Origin of the sequence: Rhodopseudomonas sp. (genome assembly GCF_048594845.1) — a bacterium.
Lineage (GTDB): Bacteria > Pseudomonadota > Alphaproteobacteria > Rhizobiales > Xanthobacteraceae > Rhodopseudomonas.
In genome coordinates this window covers 1-18,363 of the sequence record NZ_JBMDXE010000372.1, presented here as the reverse complement: position 1 = coordinate 18,363, position 18,363 = coordinate 1, and the positions used below count along the sequence as shown (strand labels likewise).

The window sequence follows — 18,363 nt, the reverse complement described above, 5'->3', positions numbered from 1 at the left end:
CGTGATCACAGGCCCGATCATCGCCCTTGCCTTGTTGGCCGCCGCGCCGGCGTTTGCGACCAGTTCGGACGACATCGACGATCCAACAATTGATCCCACGCCGTGTCTCGCCGCAGCCGCCAAAGCTGACGAAGCGGAGCGAACGATCGCCCTATGCGGCAGACTGATCGCCAGCAAGAAAACCGAGCGCGACGATTGCATCAAGGCGCTGGTTGCGCGCGGCGGCGCGTTGGCGCGGACGGGGCAGCTCGATCGCGCGATCGTCGACTACGACGACGCGCTGCGGCTCGATCCGAAACAGCCCGATGTGCTGAATACGCGCGGCGAGGTCTGGCGCCTCAAGGGCGACCGCCCCAGAGCGCTCGCCGATTTTTCGGCTGCGTTGAAGCTGCAGCCTGACCATGCCGCGGCGCGCGCCAACCACAAATCGCTGGCGATGGAGCTGGAGCGGCTCGGCGCCCAGAAGGCGCTCGACGGCAAACCGAGCTTCGATTGCCGTCGCGCGCGCCGCTCCGTCGAAAAGGCGATCTGCGCCGATCGCGACCTCGCCAATCTCGACCGCGAGATTAATGCCCAATTCGTTCGGCTGTCGCAGGACGCCAAGCTTGCGCCCGCGGAGTTGCAGGCGCTGAGGCGAACGCAGGACAGCTTTCTCGCGCGGCGGAATAGCGCGTTCGGCCGGCCAGGTTACGACCTGAGAGCCGAGATGAAGGCGCGGCTGCAACAGCTCACCGGTATCGATGGCAACTGAGTGCCGTCGTACTGTCGGTTCGCACTTGAATCGCAGGTGGCGGCAGGGTTGATTAGGAACAAAGGCGGGGTTGTCAGCGCCGCCTAAAAGCTGGACATGGCGGGCCAAACCGCCCGAGAACATGGGAGTGCGACGCCATGAATATGCACGACACGAGTCGTTATCACGAGGTCCATGCCCGGTCGCTGGCCGATCCGGAAGGCTTCTGGGGTGAGGCCGCCCACGAGATCGACTGGATCGAGCCGCCCACCAAGGTGTTCGACGCCTCGCTCGGTTTGTATGGCCGCTGGTTTCCCGGCGCCAAGGTCAACACCTGCTACAACGCGCTCGACCGTCACGTTGCGAACGGTCGCGCCGATCAGGTCGCGCTGATCCACGACTCGCCGCTGACCGGCACGATCAGCACCTTCACCTATGCGGAGATGCTGTGCGAGGTGCAGGCGCTCGCCGCGATCATGCAGGATTTCGGCGTGGGGAAAGGCGACCGCGTCATTTTATACATGCCGATGGTGCCGGAATCGATGGTGGCGATGCTCGCCTGCGCCCGCATCGGCGCCGTGCATTCGGTGGTGTTCGGCGGCTTCGCGGCGAAAGAACTCGCCACTCGCATCGAGGACGCCAAGCCGAAGCTGATCCTGTCGGCGAGCTGCGGCATCGAACCTGGCCGTATCGTCAAGTACAAGCCGCTGCTCGACGAGGCGATCGACCTCGCGTCGGTCAAGCCGGAAGCTTGCATCATCCTGAAGCGGCCGCAGCAGGATTGCGAACTGATCGAAGGCCGCGATCACGACTGGGGCAAGTTGCGCAGCGAGGCGCTGGCCGCCGGCAAGAACGCCGACTGCGTCGCGGTCGACGCCACCGATCCGCTGTACATCCTCTACACCTCGGGTACCACCGGCAAGCCGAAGGGCGTCGTCCGTGATAACGGCGGTCACCTTGTCGCGCTGAAATGGTCGATGGAGAATCTCTACGGCGTCAAGCCGGGCGAGGTTTGGTGGTGCGCCTCCGACATCGGCTGGGTGGTCGGCCACAGCTACATCATCTACGGCCCGCTGATCCACGGCGCGACCTCGATCATGTATGAAGGCAAGCCGGTCGGCACGCCCGACGCCGGCGCGTTCTGGCGTGTGATTAGCGAGCACGGCGCGGTGGCGCTGTTCACGGCGCCCACCGCGTTCCGCGCCATCCGCAAAGAGGACGGCAACGGCGACTTCATCCGCAAATACGATCTGTCGAAATTCCGCACGCTGTTCCTGGCCGGCGAGCGCGCCGATCCGCCGACGGTGGAATGGGCCGAAGAGCAACTCAAGGTGCCGGTGATCGATCACTGGTGGCAGACCGAGACCGGCTGGTGCATCGCCGGCAATCCGGTCGGCCTCGGCCTGCTGCCGGTCAAGCACGGCTCGCCGACTGTGCCGATGCCGGGCTACAAGCTCGAAGTGGTCGACGAGGGCGCCAAGCCGGTGCCGCCGGGCGCGATGGGCTCGATCGTTATCAAGCTGCCGCTGCCGCCTGGCAATCTGCCGACGCTGTGGCAGCAGGACGAGCGCTGCCGCGAGAGCTACTTCGCCGACTTCCCCGGCTACTACAAAACTTCCGACGCCGGTTATCTCGATGAAGACGGCTACGTCTTCGTGATGGGCCGCACCGACGACATCATCAACGTCGCCGGCCACCGGCTGTCGACCGGCGGCATGGAAGAGATTTTGGCCTCGCATCCGGACGTCGCCGAATGCGCCGTGCTCGGCATCAACGACACCATCAAGGGCGAGGTGCCGTGCGGCCTGATCGTGCTCAAGAGCGGCGTCACCCGCGATCACGCCGAGATCGAGAAGGAGATCGTCAAGCTGGTCCGCGACAAGCTCGGCCCGGTCGCCGCGTTCAAGCTCGCGATCACCGTGCCGCGTTTGCCCAAGACCCGCTCCGGCAAGATCCTGCGCGGCACCATCAAGAAGATCGCCGACGGCGACGCGTGGACGATGCCGGCCACGATCGAAGACCCGACCGCGCTCGACGACATCTCCTCGGCGCTGAAGAGCCACGGCTGAGGGGCCTGCGATTGCGGACTTACAAAGCCCGCAATTCGCGGTAAACAGGCATCGACCTCTCAATGGTCATTCCGGGGCGCCGCGCCGCGGCGAACCCGGAATCCATAACCACGACAAGGGATGTGGATTTCGGGCCTGTCCCCAAGGGCGCATCCCGGAATGCCGACCTCGGGACCATCGATGCCGACCTTTTCCAAATCGCTGCTCGCCCTGACCTTTGCTGCCGCCATGCTCGCGGGCTGTGCCAGCCGTAACGATGCGCCGACGGATCTTGGCGACGACGACGCGTTCTGTAGGCAGAATGGCGTCGCGGTCGGCTCGTCCGAATACGTCTCCTGCCGCCGCGATCGCGACGTGCAGCGCTCGAACGCGATCACGCGGGCGAATCGCGCTCAGCGCAATCTCGGCGAATACATGATGCAGAATCCCAGCCGGCCGTAACATTGCCGCCGGAGGTGATGCGCAGCGCGTGCACGCGTTGCGCGCGAGCTATTTCATTGCTGCACGTCAATTTTCCTGGGCCAGTCGCGACTCCCTTGAGAATCTGTTGCCCGGACGACACGAGTGCGGCGCAGGTGCGACACCTCGCCCCGACCATTTGATCGAGATCAATCCCGAGTGCCACTCGGAGGCATCTGTGCTCGCAAGTGTGGGCCTCAGCCCACGCGACTGAACCTCAATGGGGCACTTATGACCAAATTTCTCACTGCAGTCTCGGCGCTGGCCATGGCGGCGGCACTGAACGGCCTGCCGGCTTCGGCGGTGGCCGCCGATCTCGCCGCGCGGCCGATGTACAAGGCGCCGGTCGTCGACGAATGGAATCCCTGGATGATCCGCCTGCGCGTGCTGGGCGTGATCCCGCGCGATTCCGGCTACGTCAACCAGGTGCCCGGCTCGTCGCTGAAGACCTCCGATGCGGTGGTGCCCGAACTCGACATCTCGTACTTCTTCAATCGCAACATCGCCGCTGAACTGATCCTGGGCGTCACCCGCCACAGCATTTCAGGCACGGATGCGCTCAACGGCATCGACGTCGGCAAGTCCTGGCTGCTGCCGCCGACCCTGACGCTGCAATATCACTTCACCGATTTCGGCGCCTTCAAGCCGTATATCGGCGCCGGCGTGAACTACACGTTCTTCTTCAGCCAGAAGGCGGCCGGCGGCGTCGTCATCGACAGCCATCTCAAGGACAGCTTCGCGCCGGTCGCCCAGATCGGTTTCGACTACATGTTCGACAAGCACTGGGGCTGGAACGTCGACGTCAAGAAGATCTGGCTGCGCCCGGACTGGAACGGCACGCTGGCCGGCAACATCCCGGTCACCGGCAAGGTTAATCTCGATCCCTGGCTGATCGGCACCGGCATCACCTACAAGTTCTGACGCTTCGACGTGTCAGACGGCGCGGCGCGGACCTTTCCGCGCCGCGTTCTGTCGGCGGCGCGGATCATCATTGCCCCCGCGTCGCTTTCCTGATTTGACAGCCTGCGCCGCGGGTTCCACGCGGCGGCATCACGAAAGGCACGGCATGGACATCAAGGTCAGGGACAGCAACGGGGCGCTGCTCGCCGATGGCGACAACGTCACGCTCATCAAGGATTTGAAGCTGAAGGGCTCGTCCACCGTGCTGAAGCGCGGCACCGTGATCCGTGGCATCCGCCTCACCGACAATGAAGACGAGATCGAAGGCCGCACCGACAAGATCAAGGGGTTGGTGCTGCGGACGGAGTTCTTGAAGAAGTCGTGACGGCTGGAGCTAGTGCAGCCACTCGCCATCTCCGCTGGCGTGGCTGAAGATCACGGCGGCGCGCAGCCGCGCCAGTTCGGCCTCGAGGTGTTCGTTCACCTGCATCAGCGCGCGCACCGCCTCATGCATGCTGCCGCCGCTCTCGGCGACGATCCTGTCGATCTGCTTGTCCAAACGGGTCGGCATGAGGTGTCCCACTGTTCATGCTGCGGTGCTAACAGCGGGACTCAAATGCAGCGATCGCGGCGCAAGTTCCTCGGGATCATGGCTGGCGCCGTTTCGGCGCCAGTTATCACCGCTATCCCCAGCAAGCCGTGGTCCGGGCGGGATGCATGCCGGGAACAGGTTAGGCGTCAGCGCGTACCAATACGTTGATGTCGCAGCCAGAAACCGGCAAAATCAGCTGCGTCCGCCATTCCCCGTTACGGCCGGTTGTCACCCGGCATGCGGGGAGAGAATGCAGTAGGCGCGGAAGCGTTCCTGGCTGGAGCGTACCTTTATGCCACAAGCGATTCGATGTGGCTGACGTCGACGGTCCGTTCGGCGTGCCAGGTGTCGAACGCGCCTTGCATGCGCACCCAAACGCCGGCTCCGCCGCCGAACAACTTGCCCAACCGCACCGCGACTTCGGGGGAGACCGGCTTCTTCTCCGACAAGATGTCGTGCAGGTGCTGGCGCGAAATTCCCAGCAGACGAGCGATCTCCGACTTGCTCTTCCGCACCGCCGGAATCACGTCCTCACGCAGGACAGCTCCGGGATGAGTGGGGCAGCGCTCCTTGCTGCGCTTGGCGACATACTCGTTCATGTCCGTCCTGACTATCGACAGCGGTTCAGATATTAGTGGTATTGCTCGAAATCGACCCGGTATGCGTCGCCGTCTTCGAACTCGAAGGTGATGCACCATGGTCCGTTGACATGGATCGAGTAGCGAAGCGGCTTCCCGCGCAGGGCGTGAAAGTCGAAGCCGGCGATGTTCATTTGTTCGGCGGCCGCGGCGGACTCGAGTTGATCGAGGCGCCGGAGGATCCGCTCATGCATCTTGGCGTCGATCTTCGACGTCTTCCCGATGCACCAAAGGTCCGCCAAAGCCTTCGACCTGAATGTCTTAATCATGACTGTAAGCTATCGGCTGACGCGGTGTCAATTAATAGCCTACAGGCTGGGCGAGGAGAGGGAAGTCCGTCCATAGTCTGATCAGGGCGCGCCTTGACTCCGCCCCCGCCGGGTGCTGCTCTCCCGGCCATGTCCACGCCGTCCCGCCCCGCCGTTTCCCGTCGTTGGTGGCGCACCTCCTAACCAGAGGTGGCCGTGCGATCCCCCGTTTTCTGATCGTCCTGAGGCCGCCACGCGAGGCGGCTTTTGTTTGTCCTGTGTGGCGTTCCTCCGGCAAGTTGCTTAAGAGGATGCCATGAACAGGACCGTTTTTTCGCTGCCCGCCCAGAGCGATTACAAGACAGCCGCCGGTCTCGCCGTGTCTCGCACGGTCGAGGCCTTCACCGGCGGCCAGGCGCTCGATGACCTGATCGATCTGCTCGACCGCCGCCGTGGCGTGATGCTGTCGTCCGGCACCACGGTGCCGGGCCGCTACGAAAGTTTCGATTTCGGGTTCGCCGATCCGCCGTTGGCGCTGACCACACGGGCCGACCAGTTTTCCATTGAGGCGCTGAACCCGCGCGGCGAGGTGCTGATCGCGTTCCTGTCCGACCGGCTGGAAGAGCCCAGCATCGTGGTCGAGCAGGCCTGCGCTACGAAAATCACCGGCCGGATCGTCCGCGGCGAGGCGCCGGTGGACGAGGATCAGCGGACCCGCCGCGCCAGCGCGATTTCGCTGGTCCGGGCGCTGGTCGCGGCCTTTGCTTCGCCGGCCGACCCGATGCTCGGCCTGTATGGCGCCTTCGCCTACGATCTGGTGTTCCAGTTCGAGGAGCTCCAGCAGAAGCGTGCCCGCGAGGCCGACCCGCGCGCCAGCGTGCTGTATGTGCCGGACCGGCTGCTGGCCTATGACCGCGCCACCGGCCGCGGCGTCAATATCGCCTACGAATTTGCCTGGAAGGGTAAGCTGACCGCCGGCCTGCCGGCCGCGACCGGCGAGAGCGTCTACACCCAGACCGGCCGTCAGGGCTTCGCCGACCACGCGCCGGGCGAATACGCCAAGGTGGTCGAGGTGGCGCGCGAGGCGTTCGCCCGGGGCGACCTGTTCGAGGCGGTGCCAGGCCAGCTGTTCGGCGAGCCGTGCGAGCGCTCGCCGGCCGAAGTGTTCAAGCGGCTGTGCCGGATCAACCCGTCGCCCTATGGCGGTCTGCTCAATCTCGGCGACGGCGAATTCCTGGTGTCGGCCTCGCCCGAGATGTTCGTCCGATCCGACGGCCGCCGCATCGAGACCTGCCCGATCTCCGGCACCATTGCCCGCGGTGTCGATGCGATCAGCGACGCCGAGCAGATCCAGAAGCTCTTGAACTCCGAGAAGGACGAGTTCGAGCTCAACATGTGCACCGACGTCGACCGCAACGACAAGGCGCGGGTCTGCGTGCCGGGCACCATCAAGGTCCTGGCGCGGCGGCAGATCGAGACCTATTCGAAGCTGTTCCACACCGTGGATCACGTCGAGGGTATGCTGCGCCCGGGCTTCGACGCGCTCGATGCGTTTCTCACCCACGCCTGGGCCGTCACCGTCACCGGCGCGCCAAAACTGTGGGCGATGCAGTTCGTCGAGGACAATGAGCGCACGCCGCGGCGCTGGTACGCCGGCGCGTTCGGCGTGGTCGGCTTCGACGGCACCATCAACACCGGCCTGACCATCCGCACCATCCGGATGAAGGACGGGCTCGCCGAAGTGCGCGTCGGCGCCACCTGTCTGTTCGACAGCGATCCGGTCGCCGAGGACAAGGAATGCCAGGTCAAGGCGGCGGCGCTGTTCCAGGCGCTGCGTGGCGATCCGCCGAAGCCGCTATCGGCGGTGGCGCCCGACGCCACCGGCTCGGGCAAGAAGGTGCTGCTGATCGATCACGACGACAGTTTCGTCCACATGCTGGCGGACTACTTCCGCCAGGTCGGCGCCCAGGTCACCGTGGTGCGCTACGTCCATGCGCAGAAGATGCTGGCCGACAATGCCTACGATTTGCTGGTCCTGTCGCCCGGTCCCGGGCGGCCGGAGGATTTCGGCATCAAGTCGACCATCGACACGGCGCTCGGCAAGCAGATGCCGATTTTCGGCGTCTGCCTCGGCGTGCAGGCGATGGGCGAGTATTTCGGCGGCACGCTCGGCCAGCTGCGGCAACCGGCGCACGGCCGTCCGTCGCGCATCCAGGTCCGGGGCGGCACGCTGATGCATGGGCTGCCGAATGAGATCACCATCGGCCGTTATCACTCGCTCTATGTCGAGATGAGCGACATGCCGAAGGAACTGACGGTCACGGCGTCCACCGAGGACGGGGTGGCGATGGCGATCGAGCACAAGACGCTGCCGGTTGGCGGCGTCCAGTTCCATCCGGAATCGCTGATGTCACTCGGCGGCGGGGTGGGACTGCGGATCGTCGAAAATGCGTTCCGGCTCGGCCAGCCCTTGAACTGAGCTTGCGAAATTGATCCAAACGCGTGTACCGCCGGGGGTGCGCTGCTATCTCCCCCGGCGACGGTTATCCGAATTGCCGGATTGCCTCGGCCGTCCCCCGATGAATTGATCCCTCCGCAACAGAGACCCGCGCCGATGACCCCCGAGCTTGCCCACGATTTGAAGGCCAGTGTCCGGACCATTCCGGACTATCCCAAACCCGGCATCATGTTTCGCGACATCACCACGCTGCTGGGCGATCCGCGCGCGTTCCGCCGCGCCGTCGACGAACTGGTGCAGCCCTGGGCGGGCTCCAAGATCGACAAGGTCGCCGGCATCGAGGCGCGCGGCTTCATCATCGGCGGCGCGATCGCCCATCAGGTGTCGAGCGGCTTCGTGCCGATCCGCAAGAAGGGCAAGCTGCCGCACACCTGCGTCTCGATGGAATACGCGCTGGAGTACGGCACCGACATCATCGAAATTCACGTCGACGCGCTGAAGGCCGGCGAGAAGGTGATCCTGGTCGACGACCTGATCGCAACCGGCGGCACCGCCGAAGGGGCCATCAAGCTGCTGCGCCACATCGGCGCCGAAGTCGTCGCCGCCTGCTTCATCGTCGACCTGCCCGACCTCGGCGGCGCCGCCAAGATCCGCAGCATGGGCGTCCCGGTGCGGACCCTGATGGAATTCGGCGGGCACTGAACTCTTCACCTCTCCCTGAAGAGGCGGTGAGGACGGTGCGGCGGGATTGATCATTTCCACATCGTGCCCCGGATGCTGCCCAGCGCGCCGCCGTTGCGGCGTGATGCGCTGCTGATCCGGGGCCCCGGTTGTTGTCGTCGTCAAAATCGCCGAACCGGGATCCCGGGTCTGCGAAGCAGCGCTACGCGCTGCGTGGCGCCTGGGACACCAACTGACTAAGGCCGCCCCTGCGTCATCTCCAGGTCGAGATCGCGGAACGCCGTGTAGTTGCGGCGGATCCACTGGTTGAGTTCGGTGGAGGTGTCGGGCTCGCTGCGCAGATAGCCGGTGAATGAAAAGCTGAGCCGCTCGATATAGGTCTTGAGGAACGGCGGCAGCGCGCGGATGCGCATCAGGCGCCCCTGTGCGTAGATGCGTGGCAACTCGCCGAACAACACTTGCTCGTTATCGACGACGATCAGCTGCCTCGGCGGAACGATGTCCTGCAGTGTACCAAAGGATCGTGCCGAGTTGCGGTCGGTATCGGCGAGGAACAGCACCATCGGGGCGATCTGACGCCGGGCCGCCTCCTTGATGAAGCCGATCTCCGCGAAGGTGCCGAAGAACTCGTCGAAGGCATGAAAGCCGAGGTCGATCACCTTGGCGACGCTGTCATGCACGATCAGCCGATCCATCAGCTGGATCTTGCCGAAGGTGTCCTCGACCTCGGCGGTCTCGGTCAGTCGCGGCAGATAGTCGAGCAACGACGGTTCCTTGACGTTGACGTCGAATGCCGTCACCGACCCGCGCGCCAGATACAGAAATTCGGTGAGCAGCCGCGCGATCAGCGTCTTGCCGACGAACGGGCGCGGCGAACAGATGATGTAGACCGGAGTGCGGGAGGCGCTGGGGGACATTGGCTTCGATCGAGCTTTCCGGCCGGCCGCATCTCGACCGCCCGGAAGATGTCTGGCCCGATATAGCCAAAATCCGCAGTGAAGCGAATTATTTCTCGCCGCCGGCTTCCGCCACGTCGGTCGTGCGGCCGCCCTTGTCCTTGCCGACGATGTCGGTCAGGCGGATGCGGTCGAATTCGCTCCAGACATTGGCCAGCCAGTGCCGCACATAGCCGCGCAGCACGAAGGAGTAGTTGGCCGGCTCGTCGTTGACGCCCTTGTTGGCGACGAATTTCAGGAACGGCACCGACGACACTTCGACCTGCTCATACGCCATTTCGTTGAGCTTCGGGATGGTCAGCTCGGTGGCGTCCTTGATGCGGTGGAAGTACGAATTGTAGGTCGCCTGGTCCCACTCGAAGAAGCTGGTGTTGTTGATGAAGTTCTTCGTCAGGAAGTACTTCGCACCGATCATGAAGTTGGCGGTCTCGGCGATTTCGTCCAGCGAGGCGATCGACGGGCCGAGGATGTGGAACACCGCGAAGGTGATCTGGCCGGAGCGCGCGGCGTCGAGGAAGCCGATGTCGCGGAGCGAGGCGAGCGCCGGCGACAGCAGGCCGGCGCGGACGTCGATCACGGTGACCGACGGCGCGGCGCTGTTCAGCGTGTCGAAGATTTTCATCTGGTCGGCCGTCGACGTCATGTCGACGATCTCGGTGATGGCCGGATGGAAGCGCTTCAGCGTGCCGCGCGGCGACTCGGTGTCGAAGGCGCGGGTCGGGACGTTGTTGGCGCTGAAATAGTCGAGCAGGGTGCGCGACACCGTGGTTTTGCCCACGCCGCCCTTGTCTGCGCCGACGACGATGACTGCTGGCTTCGCCATGAGATTCCTTTACGGGCCCGTTGATCCCCCACCGCGGAGCGCGGTGCATGTCCCTGCTTTGGGCGCGAACATGGCAGAAACATGGGATAATTCAATGTCGAGGCCGCACCGACAGCGGCAATCTCAACAAAACATTGTCGAACCGCCCCGCCAGCCGCAACTCGTCGCATCGTCGGGCTGAGGTGGTGCCGCGTCGTGCGAGGATGCCGCCGTGTTCCCAGCCGAAACCTTGCTCTCCCCGCGGATCGCTTGATCGCCCGCGTCCGGACCAATTGCCACGACGGGCTGCAGACGGTGAGCGTGACCCTGAGGCCTCAGGTGCTCCGTCTAAGGCGCACGCCGATAGCCGAAGAGTGCAATTCGGGACGCGCTGTCACGCAACCGTCAACTGCCACATTTAAGACAAACTTAACTTTGGCGGCGGGTGGTGTGATGCGGCGGTGGCATAACAGCGTGAGTTGGCTCGTGTTTCTGAGCCTGGGTGCAATTCTGACGAGCCCGGCCGGTGCCGCCTCGTTCAACGTGTCCTCCGGCAGCACCGATACCACCGCCAAGACCGTGACCGGCACCGATACCGGCACGGTCCAGTCCGGCGGCACCCTCAACGTCACCGGCACCGCGATCACCTTCACCGGGCCGGCCGCCGGCGTCGTCATCAATAACTCCGGGACGATTTCGTCCGGTAACCGCGGCATCGACACCTCGGGCGCCAATCCGCCGCGCAGCCTGACGCTGAACAATTTCGCCGGCGCGCTGATCTCGACGGTCGACGACGCGTTCCGCCTCAACACCTCGATCGGCAACGGCACGGTGGTGGTCAACAATTCCGGCACCATCGTCTCGTCGACCGGGCAGGTGTTCGACTTCGCCAGCAACACCTCGTCGACCGGCACGGTTCAGATCAACAACGCCGCCGGCGGCATCATCCGCGCGCTCGGCAACGACGCGATCCGGCCCGGCTCCGGCAGCACCACCATCGTCAACAGCGGCCTGATCGACGCGACCACGACCGCGAACCGCGCAATCAATCTCAACATCAGCAATCTCGGTACCGTCACCGCGTTCACGGTGATCAACAATGCCGGCGGCGTGATCCAGTCGCAGGACGACGCCATCCGCGTCACCGCCACCACGCTGGCGACCACCGGCAGCTTCACGGTCGACAATGCCGGCACGATCTGGTCGACCGGTACCGGTCAGGCGATCGACTTCAACGACATCTCCTCCGGCACGGTGCAGATCATCAACCGCACCACCGGCGTGATCCGCTCGACCGCGGCCGACGCGGTGCGGCCCGGCGAGGGTGCCACCGTCACCAATTACGGCCTGATCTATTCGGACGGCGCGGTCGGCAGCAGCAATGACGGCATCGACTTCCAGAGTCATTCCGGGACGGTGATCAACAAATCCGGCGGCACCATCTCGGGCTTCCGCCACGGCATCACCACCGACGCCAATGTCACCGTCACCAACGAATCCGGCGCCACCATCATCGGCCGCAACGGCTCGGGCGTCGGGTCCGACGGCACCGGCACGGTCATCAACTATGGCCGCATCACCGGCGCCTACAACGGCAGCGGCACCGGCGATGGCGACGGCGTCGACGTGGATTTCGCCGCCACTATCACCAATTACGGGATCATCGAAGGCACCGGCGCCGGCGGCTACGATTCCGGCGGGCGACTGAACAACAGCGAAGGCCTGTCGATCGGCGGCGGCACCATCACCAACTACGGCACCATCTCGGGCGCGTCCTACGGCATCGTCGTCAACAACGACTCCAACACCGATGGCACCCGCAGCGGCGTCGCGGCGACTACCATCACCAACTACGCTGGCGGCACCATCGTCGGCCAGAACGGCTTCGCGATCCGTCTCGAAAACAAGACCGGCACCACGGCCGACAACGACACCATCGTCAATTACGGCACGATCATCGGCAACGGCGCGATCCCGGATCCGAACGCCGTGGTGCTGCTGCAGAACGGCACGCCGGACACCCGCTCGGTCGGCACGCTGGACGGCGTCAGCTACACCGGCACCGGCTCGGCACGCTTCATCCGCGGTGACGGCTCGGCGATCCAGATGGGCGAGGGCAACGACGTCCTCACCAACTACGGCACGATCATCGGCAACAACGGCCGCGCCGTGAACATGGAAGGCGGCAACGACACCGTCAATATCATGCCGACCTCGCGCATCGTCGGCCTGGTGAACGGCGGCGCCGGCACCGACACGCTGAACTACTACAAGGTCGGCCTGTCCGACGCCAAGCGGGCGCAACTCGCGGCCGGCCAGACCGTCAATATCGGCGGCACGCTGTACACCTCGTTCGAAGTGGTGAACGCGTTCGCGCCGTCGTTCTCGGCGTTCGCCAGCGCATCCAAGCCCGGCAGTGCCGGCCCGGCGTGGCTGTTCGACAACCTCTCCAACAGCGTTGCGGCGAGTGCCGATGCGCTGACGCTGATCGACAGCGTGGCAGGCGCGGCCGATGTCGGCGCGGCGCTGGCGCAGTTGTCGCCGGCCTCGTATCAGGCGCTCGGCCGGATGACGCTGAACACCGCGTCGCAGACCGGCACGCTGATCGACCAGCGGATGATGCAGAGCCGGTTCGGTGTCGGCAGCGATCTTGGCGGCGCCGGGGCCGCGCTAGCGATGGCCGATGCCGGCATGTTCGGCGCGCCCGGCTCGACGATGGAGCGCACGCTGGCTTCGCTCGGCGCCTGGAATACGCGCGACGCGCTGGCAGCCTCGGGCTGGGGCGCTACTGCGGATGCGCTGGCCTATGCGCCCACCAAGGCGCCGCCGCTGCGCGCCGCTGTCGATCCGAGCTTCGGCGTGTTCGTCGGCTCCAGCCTCAGCAATTCGCGCGAGGGTGCGCGGCCGGACGTCAGCGCGTTCCGCTCGACCACTGCCAACGTAGTTGCCGGCGCCGATTGGCGCGTGTCCGACAACTGGGTGCTCGGTGCGTTCGGCGGCTACGCGCTGACCAGCGGCGACCTCGATGCGCTCGGCAGCACCACCAAGATCACCAGCCGCAGCGTCGGCGGCTATGGCAGCTACCGCGCGCCATGGTGGTACGCCAACGTCGTCGGCTTCTACGGCTGGGACGGCTACGACAACAAGCGCGTCGCGCTCGGCACCGCCAACAGCTCGCGCTTCGACGGCAACCATTACACGGTGCGCGGCGCGATCGGCACCGACCTGCGGACGGTCGGCGGCTTCCTGGTCACCCCGGAGGTCAGCCTTCAATACACCCGCGTCGCCACCGACGCCTTCACTGAAACCGGCGGCATCACCGCGCTGAACGTCGGGGCCGACCGCACCGAGTCGCTGCGCTCCAGCGTCGGCACGCGCATCGCCCGCGACCTGCAGACCAGCAACGGCGTACTGACGCCCGAACTGCGGCTCGCCTGGCTGCACGAATTCAAGGACGGCGTCCGCGGCATCGACGCCAATTTCGTCGAGCCGACGCTGCCGGGCGTGTTCACCACCTTCACCGGCCAGGGCATCCGCGACCGCGGCGTGTTCGGGACCGGCGTCACCGGCCGGCTCGGCCAGGCGACGCTGGTGTCGCTCGGCTACGACGCGATCGTCGGCAGCAGCGATGCAGTGACCCATCTGGTGACGGGCCGGGTCAAGGTGTCGTTCTAAGCCTGACCGTCATTGCGAGGAGCGCAGCGACGAAGCAATCCACCGCCGTGCACAGCCACTGGATTGCTTCGCGGAGCCTGTCATCGGGCGGCGCTCCGCGCCGACCCGGTGGCTCGCAATGACGCGGAGCTTGGCGGGACGTCGACCTCAGCCACGTCCGCCGTGCAGCGCCACCTTCCGTCACGCCGTTCGGTTTCACTTGCGACGGGCAGCCGGGTGCCGCATGGATCGGGAGCGCAGTCGCGCTTTCCTCTCCAGTGCTGCCCTCCGGCGGCGTTCCCTCGCGAGTTTCCTTGTCGTCGATCATCACCGATCCCTGGTTCTATGTCGCGGCGGTTCCGGCGGTGATCCTGCTTGGACTCGCGAAAGGCGGCTTCTCGGGGATCGGCATCGCGGCGACGCCGCTGCTGGCGCTGTTCCTGCCGCCGCTCGAGGCTGCGGCGCTGCTGCTGCCGGTGCTGATCAGCCAGGACATGATCTCTCTTTATGTCTATCGGCATCATTGGGACGCGCGCAGCCTGAAGATCATGCTGCCGGGGGCGCTGATCGGCATGGGCGTGGCGTGGTGGACGGCCGCGATCGTGTCGGACGATGTGGTGCGGTTGATCGTCGGCGGCGTCGGCGTCGCCTTCGTACTCAACGTCTGGCTGCGGCCGCAGCTCGCGCCGGCGAAAGGCTCGGTCGGTGCGGGCGTATTCTGGGGCGGCGTGTCCGGCTTCACGTCGTTCATGACGCAGGGCGGCGGCCCGCCCTATCAGGTCTATATGCTGCCGCTGCAATTCCCCAAGCTGGTGCTGGTCGGCACCACCACGATCTTCTTCGCGATCCTCAACGTGCTGAAGATCGGCCCCTACATCCTGCTCGGCCAGTTCAATCCGGCCAACCTCGCCACCTCGATCGCGCTGCTGCCGCTGGCGGCGGCCGCCAACATGCTCGGCATCTGGCTGGTGCGGCGGATGCCGACCGGGCTGTTCTACAAGATCGCCTACGCGCTGCTGTTCGTGGTCTCGACGGCGCTGATGGGACAGGGTGTCCTTGGCCTGATCGGCGCGAAGTAATCACCCGGCCCGGAGCGATCAGCGCGCCGTCGGTGCGATCTGACGCGCCACCAGATAGGAGATCGGCATTGCCAGCACGAAGCCCGCCGCCACGGCGCGCGGGATCCACTGCATGGCGTGCTCGGTAAGGCTGGGCACCGCCAGAATGGCGATCAGCATCATCCCGGTCAGCGTTGCGCCGCCGATGATCCACAGCACCACCGCGACTTTGAACATGTCCGTCTCCTGAGTGTCGGTCGCCGCGGCGGCGCGCGAAGCTGCGGCCGGGCATTTGGAAAGCCTCGGGACGTTAGGTCGGGGCCTGTTCCGGGTATTGATCTCGATCAAACGAGAGCGGCTGAAAGGTAATCCAAAACAGTTACTTACACTACGATCGCACCATTTTTGGCCGAAGGCGTCCGATCACTAAGATATATCTTTACAGCCGCAAATTGCCGGACATAGGGAAGATATATCTTACTCAGGAGAGCCCGATGGACGGCCTCGACAACGGCGGACGACGGTGCGGTTTCGGGATGCCCGGCTGCCGCTGGGCGCGCCGCGGCGGCGGGCGTGGCATGGGCGGAGAGGTCTCTCGAGCCGGCCGCATGCTGGCGCAGGGTGACCTCAAGCTGATCGCGCTGGCGCTGATCGCCGAGCAGCCGCGCCATGGCTACGACATCATCAAGGTGATCGAGGAGAGGACTGCCGGCTGGTACGCGCCGAGTCCTGGCGTGGTCTATCCGACGCTGACTTTCCTCGAGGAAACCGGGCAGGTGATCGCCCAGCCGGAAGGCGCCAAGAAACTCTACGTCATCACCGACGACGGCCGTGATCAGCTCGCCGCCAGCCGCGCGCTGGCCGATGCGGTGTTCGAGCGGCTCGCCGCGTTCCGCGAGACGATGCAGCAGCAGAACGGCGAGGGCGGCGATGCCGGTGATCTGTCGCCGCTGCTGCGCGCGGCGCTCGACAATCTGCGGGCCGTCGTGGCCCGGCAGATTGCCCGGGATCCCGACAACGAAGCCGAACTGGTCGCGGTGCTGGCCCGCGCCGCCGGCGAACTGCGCAAGGTTTAGTAACGACGGCGGGCGATCCCGCCAAGGAGACCATCATGACCGCAATTACTTCCGAACCACCCAACCGACGCGACGTGTTGTTTCTCGCCACCGGCGCCATCGCGGCGGTCGGCGCCGCCTCGCTGGTCTGGCCGTTCGTGGCGCAACTCAACCCCGATGCCTCCACGGTCGCGGCCGGCTTCCCGCTCGAGGTCGATCTGGCGCCGATCGCCGAGGGCCAGGTGGTGAAAGTGTTCTGGCGCGGCCAGCCGATCTTCATCAGCCATCGTACGCCGAAGGAAATCCAGTCCGCCCAGACCGCCGACTGGAAAAGCATGCGCGATCCGCAGCCGGACTCGGCGCGGGTCAAGCCCGGCAAGGAGCAGTGGCTGGTTGTGTCGGCGATCTGCACCCATCTGGGCTGCGTGCCGACCGAGCACCAAGGCAATTACGACGGCTGGTTCTGCCAGTGCCACGGCTCGCAATACGATTCATCCGGCCGCATCCGCCTCGGCCCGGCGCCGGCCAACCTGCCGCTGGTCCCGTACAAATTCGCCACCGATACGCAGATCATCATCGGCGAGACCTGAGGCCGGCTAAGCGGCCTCTGCCCCACACACCGCCCTCATCCTGAGGAGCCCCGGCGAAGCCCGCAGGGCGCAGCCGGGGCGTCTCGAAGGATGGCGCAAGTCCGTGCCGCCTCATGGTTCGAGACGCATCGCTGCGCGATGCTCCTCACCATGAGGGCCCGGGACTCACCGGACATCTATTAGCGGTACGTTTTCAAGAAGGCCCCATCATGCTCATCGCAGTCGCCAGCCAGAATTTCCGCACCGTCACCGGCCACGCCGGCAAAAGCCGTCGCTTCATGTTGTTCGATGCCGCCCACGGCCGCGCGCCGCGCGAAGTCCAACGGCTCGACTTGCCGAAAGAACAATCGATCCATGAGTTCGACGAACGGCAGCCGCATCCGCTCGACCGCGTCGAGGCGGTGATCGCCGGCAGCGCAGGCGCAGGCTTCATCGCCCGCATGGCGGCCCGCGGCGTCCGCGCCGTCACCACCGCCGAGACCGATCCGGTCGCCGCGGTGCAGGCCTATATCGCCGGCACTCTGCCGCCGCCGGCTCCGGACGATCACGAGGAAGCGGAGGGCGACTGCGGTTGCAATTGCGGTCACTAGGTCCTTCGCGACATTGCTCGCACTGAGGTTGGTGGCCGTCATGCGCGGGCTTGACCCGCCTGCGGGGCCGAAGCCCCTTCGGCGCGGCGAAGGCCCGCGCATCCATCGCGCGCTGCTATAAAAGGCCTGGCAAGAGCAACCTTTTCGATGAAGGCGGATTGCCGGGTGAAGCCCGGCCATGACAAACGGCTTGCGTTATGAAAACGCCGTGCCGCTGCCGATCCCGAGTTTCTTGAACACCATCGCGGCCGGGCAGAAGCCGGTGAATGAGGCCTGGATCATGTTGACGCCGGCGAAGGCGGTCAGCAGCAGCCAGTAAGGGCTGACCAGCCAGCCGAGCACCAGGCTCGTCAGCACCACGCAGCCGGCGAAAGCGAGAACGGCGCGATCCAGATTCATCGTGTTGCTCCTTTAAAACGTCGTTGCAGAACTAATTTCGTGAAGGGCACGGCCACAGCATCCGTGGGCGCCCGTCTGTTGACAATATATTCGTATAATCTTATATACGCAACTATGAAGATAAAGGCCCGTCTCATGGAAGCCGCCGCCGATCAGGCCAGCGAATTGCTCAAGGCGCTGTCGAACCGGCACCGGCTGCTGCTGGTCTGTCAATTGATCGACGGCGAGCGCTCGGTCGGCGAGCTCGCCGAACTGCTCGGGCTGCGCGACTCGACCGTCTCGCAGCACCACGCGCTGCTGCGCAAGGACGGCCTCGTCGCCGCGCGGCGCGACGGCCAGACGATTTACTACTCGATCGCGAGCGAGCCTGCCCGCGAACTCCTGATCACTTTGTACCGGCTGTATTGCCCGGCCACCGCGGCCGCGCCGGCCAAGAGAAAATCCGCAGAGGCCTGAGATGAAGATGCGCGACCTCATCGGCGGC

At 65.3% G+C, this 18,363-nt stretch carries 20 protein-coding genes; 13 read left to right on the top strand and 7 right to left on the bottom strand.

Annotated elements, in window-relative coordinates; genetic code table 11:
* Position 1 precedes the first annotated feature (1 nt).
* The 5 genes from ACOJTD_RS25680 to ACOJTD_RS25660 all read left to right on the top strand — a co-directional run bounded on the left by ACOJTD_RS25680 (position 2) and on the right by ACOJTD_RS25660 (position 4,543).
* Positions 2-751 carry a hypothetical protein gene (locus tag ACOJTD_RS25680; protein ID WP_420135675.1) on the top strand — a complete coding sequence of 250 codons (750 nt, stop codon included), beginning with the start codon at positions 2-4 and terminating at the stop codon, positions 749-751.
* 137 nt (positions 752-888) lie between these two features.
* The gene (locus ACOJTD_RS25675) at positions 889-2,799 is read left to right on the top strand and encodes a propionyl-CoA synthetase (RefSeq protein WP_420135674.1); all 1,911 of its coding nucleotides are present in this window, start codon (positions 889-891) and stop codon (positions 2,797-2,799) included.
* Between the two features lie 180 nt (positions 2,800-2,979).
* Positions 2,980-3,240 carry a hypothetical protein gene (locus tag ACOJTD_RS25670; protein ID WP_420135673.1) on the top strand — a complete coding sequence of 87 codons (261 nt, stop codon included), beginning with the start codon at positions 2,980-2,982 and terminating at the stop codon, positions 3,238-3,240.
* Between the two features lie 249 nt (positions 3,241-3,489).
* Positions 3,490-4,179: an OmpW/AlkL family protein gene (locus ACOJTD_RS25665; RefSeq protein WP_420135672.1), complete on the top strand. Its 690-nt coding sequence runs from the start codon at positions 3,490-3,492 to the stop codon at positions 4,177-4,179.
* A 145-nt stretch (positions 4,180-4,324) separates the two neighbouring features.
* Complete coding sequence (locus tag ACOJTD_RS25660) at positions 4,325-4,543, top strand: alkylphosphonate utilization protein (RefSeq protein ID WP_011504596.1); 219 nt, start codon at positions 4,325-4,327, stop codon at positions 4,541-4,543.
* Between the two features lie 9 nt (positions 4,544-4,552).
* Here the strand turns inward: ACOJTD_RS25660 and ACOJTD_RS25655 are convergent, their stop codons facing one another.
* The 3 genes from ACOJTD_RS25655 to ACOJTD_RS25645 all read right to left on the bottom strand — a co-directional run bounded on the left by ACOJTD_RS25655 (position 4,553) and on the right by ACOJTD_RS25645 (position 5,657).
* Positions 4,553-4,729: a hypothetical protein gene (locus ACOJTD_RS25655; RefSeq protein WP_420135671.1), complete on the bottom strand. Its 177-nt coding sequence runs from the start codon at positions 4,727-4,729 to the stop codon at positions 4,553-4,555.
* Positions 4,730-5,040: 311 nt separating this feature from the next.
* Positions 5,041-5,349, bottom strand: a complete 309-nt coding sequence (locus ACOJTD_RS25650; RefSeq protein ID WP_420135670.1) for a HigA family addiction module antitoxin — start codon at positions 5,347-5,349, stop codon at positions 5,041-5,043.
* A gap of 32 nt (positions 5,350-5,381) precedes the next feature.
* A complete protein-coding gene (locus ACOJTD_RS25645; RefSeq protein WP_420135669.1) occupies positions 5,382-5,657 on the bottom strand; it encodes a type II toxin-antitoxin system RelE/ParE family toxin in 276 nt (91 codons plus the stop codon).
* A 295-nt stretch (positions 5,658-5,952) separates the two neighbouring features.
* On the opposite strand from ACOJTD_RS25645, the gene ACOJTD_RS25640 reads away from it, so the two are divergent.
* Together ACOJTD_RS25640 and ACOJTD_RS25635 are read left to right on the top strand one after the other, a co-directional pair.
* Positions 5,953-8,115 carry an anthranilate synthase component I gene (locus ACOJTD_RS25640; protein WP_420135668.1) on the top strand — a complete coding sequence of 721 codons (2,163 nt, stop codon included), beginning with the start codon at positions 5,953-5,955 and terminating at the stop codon, positions 8,113-8,115.
* Positions 8,116-8,250: 135 nt separating this feature from the next.
* Positions 8,251-8,796 (top strand): adenine phosphoribosyltransferase, encoded by a 546-nt coding sequence (locus ACOJTD_RS25635; RefSeq protein WP_420135667.1) that lies wholly within the window; start codon positions 8,251-8,253, stop codon positions 8,794-8,796.
* Positions 8,797-9,011: 215 nt separating this feature from the next.
* Here the strand turns inward: ACOJTD_RS25635 and ACOJTD_RS25630 are convergent, their stop codons facing one another.
* The gene (locus tag ACOJTD_RS25630) at positions 9,012-9,692 is read right to left on the bottom strand and encodes a hypothetical protein (protein ID WP_420135666.1); all 681 of its coding nucleotides are present in this window, start codon (positions 9,690-9,692) and stop codon (positions 9,012-9,014) included.
* 88 nt (positions 9,693-9,780) lie between these two features.
* On the bottom strand, positions 9,781-10,554 hold the full coding sequence (locus ACOJTD_RS25625) for a hypothetical protein (RefSeq protein ID WP_420135665.1): 774 nt from the start codon (positions 10,552-10,554) through the stop codon (positions 9,781-9,783).
* A gap of 465 nt (positions 10,555-11,019) precedes the next feature.
* Here ACOJTD_RS25625 and ACOJTD_RS25620 point away from each other — a divergent pair, with 465 nt between their 5' ends.
* Together ACOJTD_RS25620 and ACOJTD_RS25615 are read left to right on the top strand one after the other, a co-directional pair.
* Positions 11,020-14,208 (top strand): autotransporter domain-containing protein, encoded by a 3,189-nt coding sequence (locus ACOJTD_RS25620; RefSeq protein ID WP_420135664.1) that lies wholly within the window; start codon positions 11,020-11,022, stop codon positions 14,206-14,208.
* Between the two features lie 293 nt (positions 14,209-14,501).
* Entirely contained in the window at positions 14,502-15,266 is a 765-nt protein-coding gene (locus ACOJTD_RS25615; protein WP_420135663.1) for a sulfite exporter TauE/SafE family protein, read from the top strand.
* 18 nt (positions 15,267-15,284) lie between these two features.
* Here ACOJTD_RS25615 and ACOJTD_RS25610 read toward each other — a convergent pair whose 3' ends face one another.
* Positions 15,285-15,482, bottom strand: coding sequence for a hypothetical protein (locus ACOJTD_RS25610; protein WP_420135662.1), 198 nt, complete (start codon positions 15,480-15,482; stop codon positions 15,285-15,287).
* Between the two features lie 257 nt (positions 15,483-15,739).
* Here ACOJTD_RS25610 and ACOJTD_RS25605 point away from each other — a divergent pair, with 257 nt between their 5' ends.
* The 3 genes from ACOJTD_RS25605 (at position 15,740) to ACOJTD_RS25595 (ending at position 17,480) form a co-directional block, all read left to right on the top strand.
* Positions 15,740-16,321 carry a PadR family transcriptional regulator gene (locus tag ACOJTD_RS25605; protein WP_420135661.1) on the top strand — a complete coding sequence of 194 codons (582 nt, stop codon included), beginning with the start codon at positions 15,740-15,742 and terminating at the stop codon, positions 16,319-16,321.
* A gap of 35 nt (positions 16,322-16,356) precedes the next feature.
* A complete protein-coding gene (gene petA, locus ACOJTD_RS25600) occupies positions 16,357-16,890 on the top strand; it encodes a ubiquinol-cytochrome c reductase iron-sulfur subunit (protein ID WP_420135660.1) in 534 nt (177 codons plus the stop codon).
* A gap of 209 nt (positions 16,891-17,099) precedes the next feature.
* Positions 17,100-17,480, top strand: a complete 381-nt coding sequence (locus ACOJTD_RS25595) for a NifB/NifX family molybdenum-iron cluster-binding protein (RefSeq protein ID WP_420135659.1) — start codon at positions 17,100-17,102, stop codon at positions 17,478-17,480.
* Positions 17,481-17,675: 195 nt separating this feature from the next.
* On the opposite strand, the gene ACOJTD_RS25590 is transcribed toward ACOJTD_RS25595, so the two are convergent.
* Positions 17,676-17,879: a YgaP family membrane protein gene (locus ACOJTD_RS25590; RefSeq protein WP_420135658.1), complete on the bottom strand. Its 204-nt coding sequence runs from the start codon at positions 17,877-17,879 to the stop codon at positions 17,676-17,678.
* A gap of 135 nt (positions 17,880-18,014) precedes the next feature.
* Between ACOJTD_RS25590 and ACOJTD_RS25585 the strand changes: the two genes are divergently transcribed.
* Complete coding sequence (locus tag ACOJTD_RS25585; RefSeq protein ID WP_420135657.1) at positions 18,015-18,335, top strand: ArsR/SmtB family transcription factor; 321 nt, start codon at positions 18,015-18,017, stop codon at positions 18,333-18,335.
* Positions 18,336-18,363 lie beyond the last annotated feature (28 nt).

What these genes read in the sequence shown, in the direction of transcription:
- ACOJTD_RS25675 (WP_420135674.1), top strand. Translation starts at nt 889, where the DNA reads ATGAATATGCACGACACGAGTCGTTATCACGAGGTCCATGCCCGGTCG.
- ACOJTD_RS25670 (WP_420135673.1), top strand. Translation starts at nt 2,980, where the DNA reads ATGCCGACCTTTTCCAAATCGCTGCTCGCCCTGACCTTTGCTGCCGCC.
- ACOJTD_RS25665 (WP_420135672.1), top strand. Translation starts at nt 3,490, where the DNA reads ATGACCAAATTTCTCACTGCAGTCTCGGCGCTGGCCATGGCGGCGGCA.
- ACOJTD_RS25660 (WP_011504596.1), top strand. Translation starts at nt 4,325, where the DNA reads ATGGACATCAAGGTCAGGGACAGCAACGGGGCGCTGCTCGCCGATGGC.
- ACOJTD_RS25655 (WP_420135671.1), bottom strand. Translation starts at nt 4,729, where the DNA reads ATGCCGACCCGTTTGGACAAGCAGATCGACAGGATCGTCGCCGAGAGC.
- ACOJTD_RS25650 (WP_420135670.1), bottom strand. Translation starts at nt 5,349, where the DNA reads ATGAACGAGTATGTCGCCAAGCGCAGCAAGGAGCGCTGCCCCACTCAT.
- ACOJTD_RS25645 (WP_420135669.1), bottom strand. Translation starts at nt 5,657, where the DNA reads ATGATTAAGACATTCAGGTCGAAGGCTTTGGCGGACCTTTGGTGCATC.
- ACOJTD_RS25640 (WP_420135668.1), top strand. Translation starts at nt 5,953, where the DNA reads ATGAACAGGACCGTTTTTTCGCTGCCCGCCCAGAGCGATTACAAGACA.
- ACOJTD_RS25635 (WP_420135667.1), top strand. Translation starts at nt 8,251, where the DNA reads ATGACCCCCGAGCTTGCCCACGATTTGAAGGCCAGTGTCCGGACCATT.
- ACOJTD_RS25630 (WP_420135666.1), bottom strand. Translation starts at nt 9,692, where the DNA reads ATGTCCCCCAGCGCCTCCCGCACTCCGGTCTACATCATCTGTTCGCCG.
- ACOJTD_RS25625 (WP_420135665.1), bottom strand. Translation starts at nt 10,554, where the DNA reads ATGGCGAAGCCAGCAGTCATCGTCGTCGGCGCAGACAAGGGCGGCGTG.
- ACOJTD_RS25610 (WP_420135662.1), bottom strand. Translation starts at nt 15,482, where the DNA reads ATGTTCAAAGTCGCGGTGGTGCTGTGGATCATCGGCGGCGCAACGCTG.
- ACOJTD_RS25605 (WP_420135661.1), top strand. Translation starts at nt 15,740, where the DNA reads ATGGACGGCCTCGACAACGGCGGACGACGGTGCGGTTTCGGGATGCCC.
- petA (WP_420135660.1), top strand. Translation starts at nt 16,357, where the DNA reads ATGACCGCAATTACTTCCGAACCACCCAACCGACGCGACGTGTTGTTT.
- ACOJTD_RS25595 (WP_420135659.1), top strand. Translation starts at nt 17,100, where the DNA reads ATGCTCATCGCAGTCGCCAGCCAGAATTTCCGCACCGTCACCGGCCAC.
- ACOJTD_RS25590 (WP_420135658.1), bottom strand. Translation starts at nt 17,879, where the DNA reads ATGAATCTGGATCGCGCCGTTCTCGCTTTCGCCGGCTGCGTGGTGCTG.
- ACOJTD_RS25585 (WP_420135657.1), top strand. Translation starts at nt 18,015, where the DNA reads ATGGAAGCCGCCGCCGATCAGGCCAGCGAATTGCTCAAGGCGCTGTCG.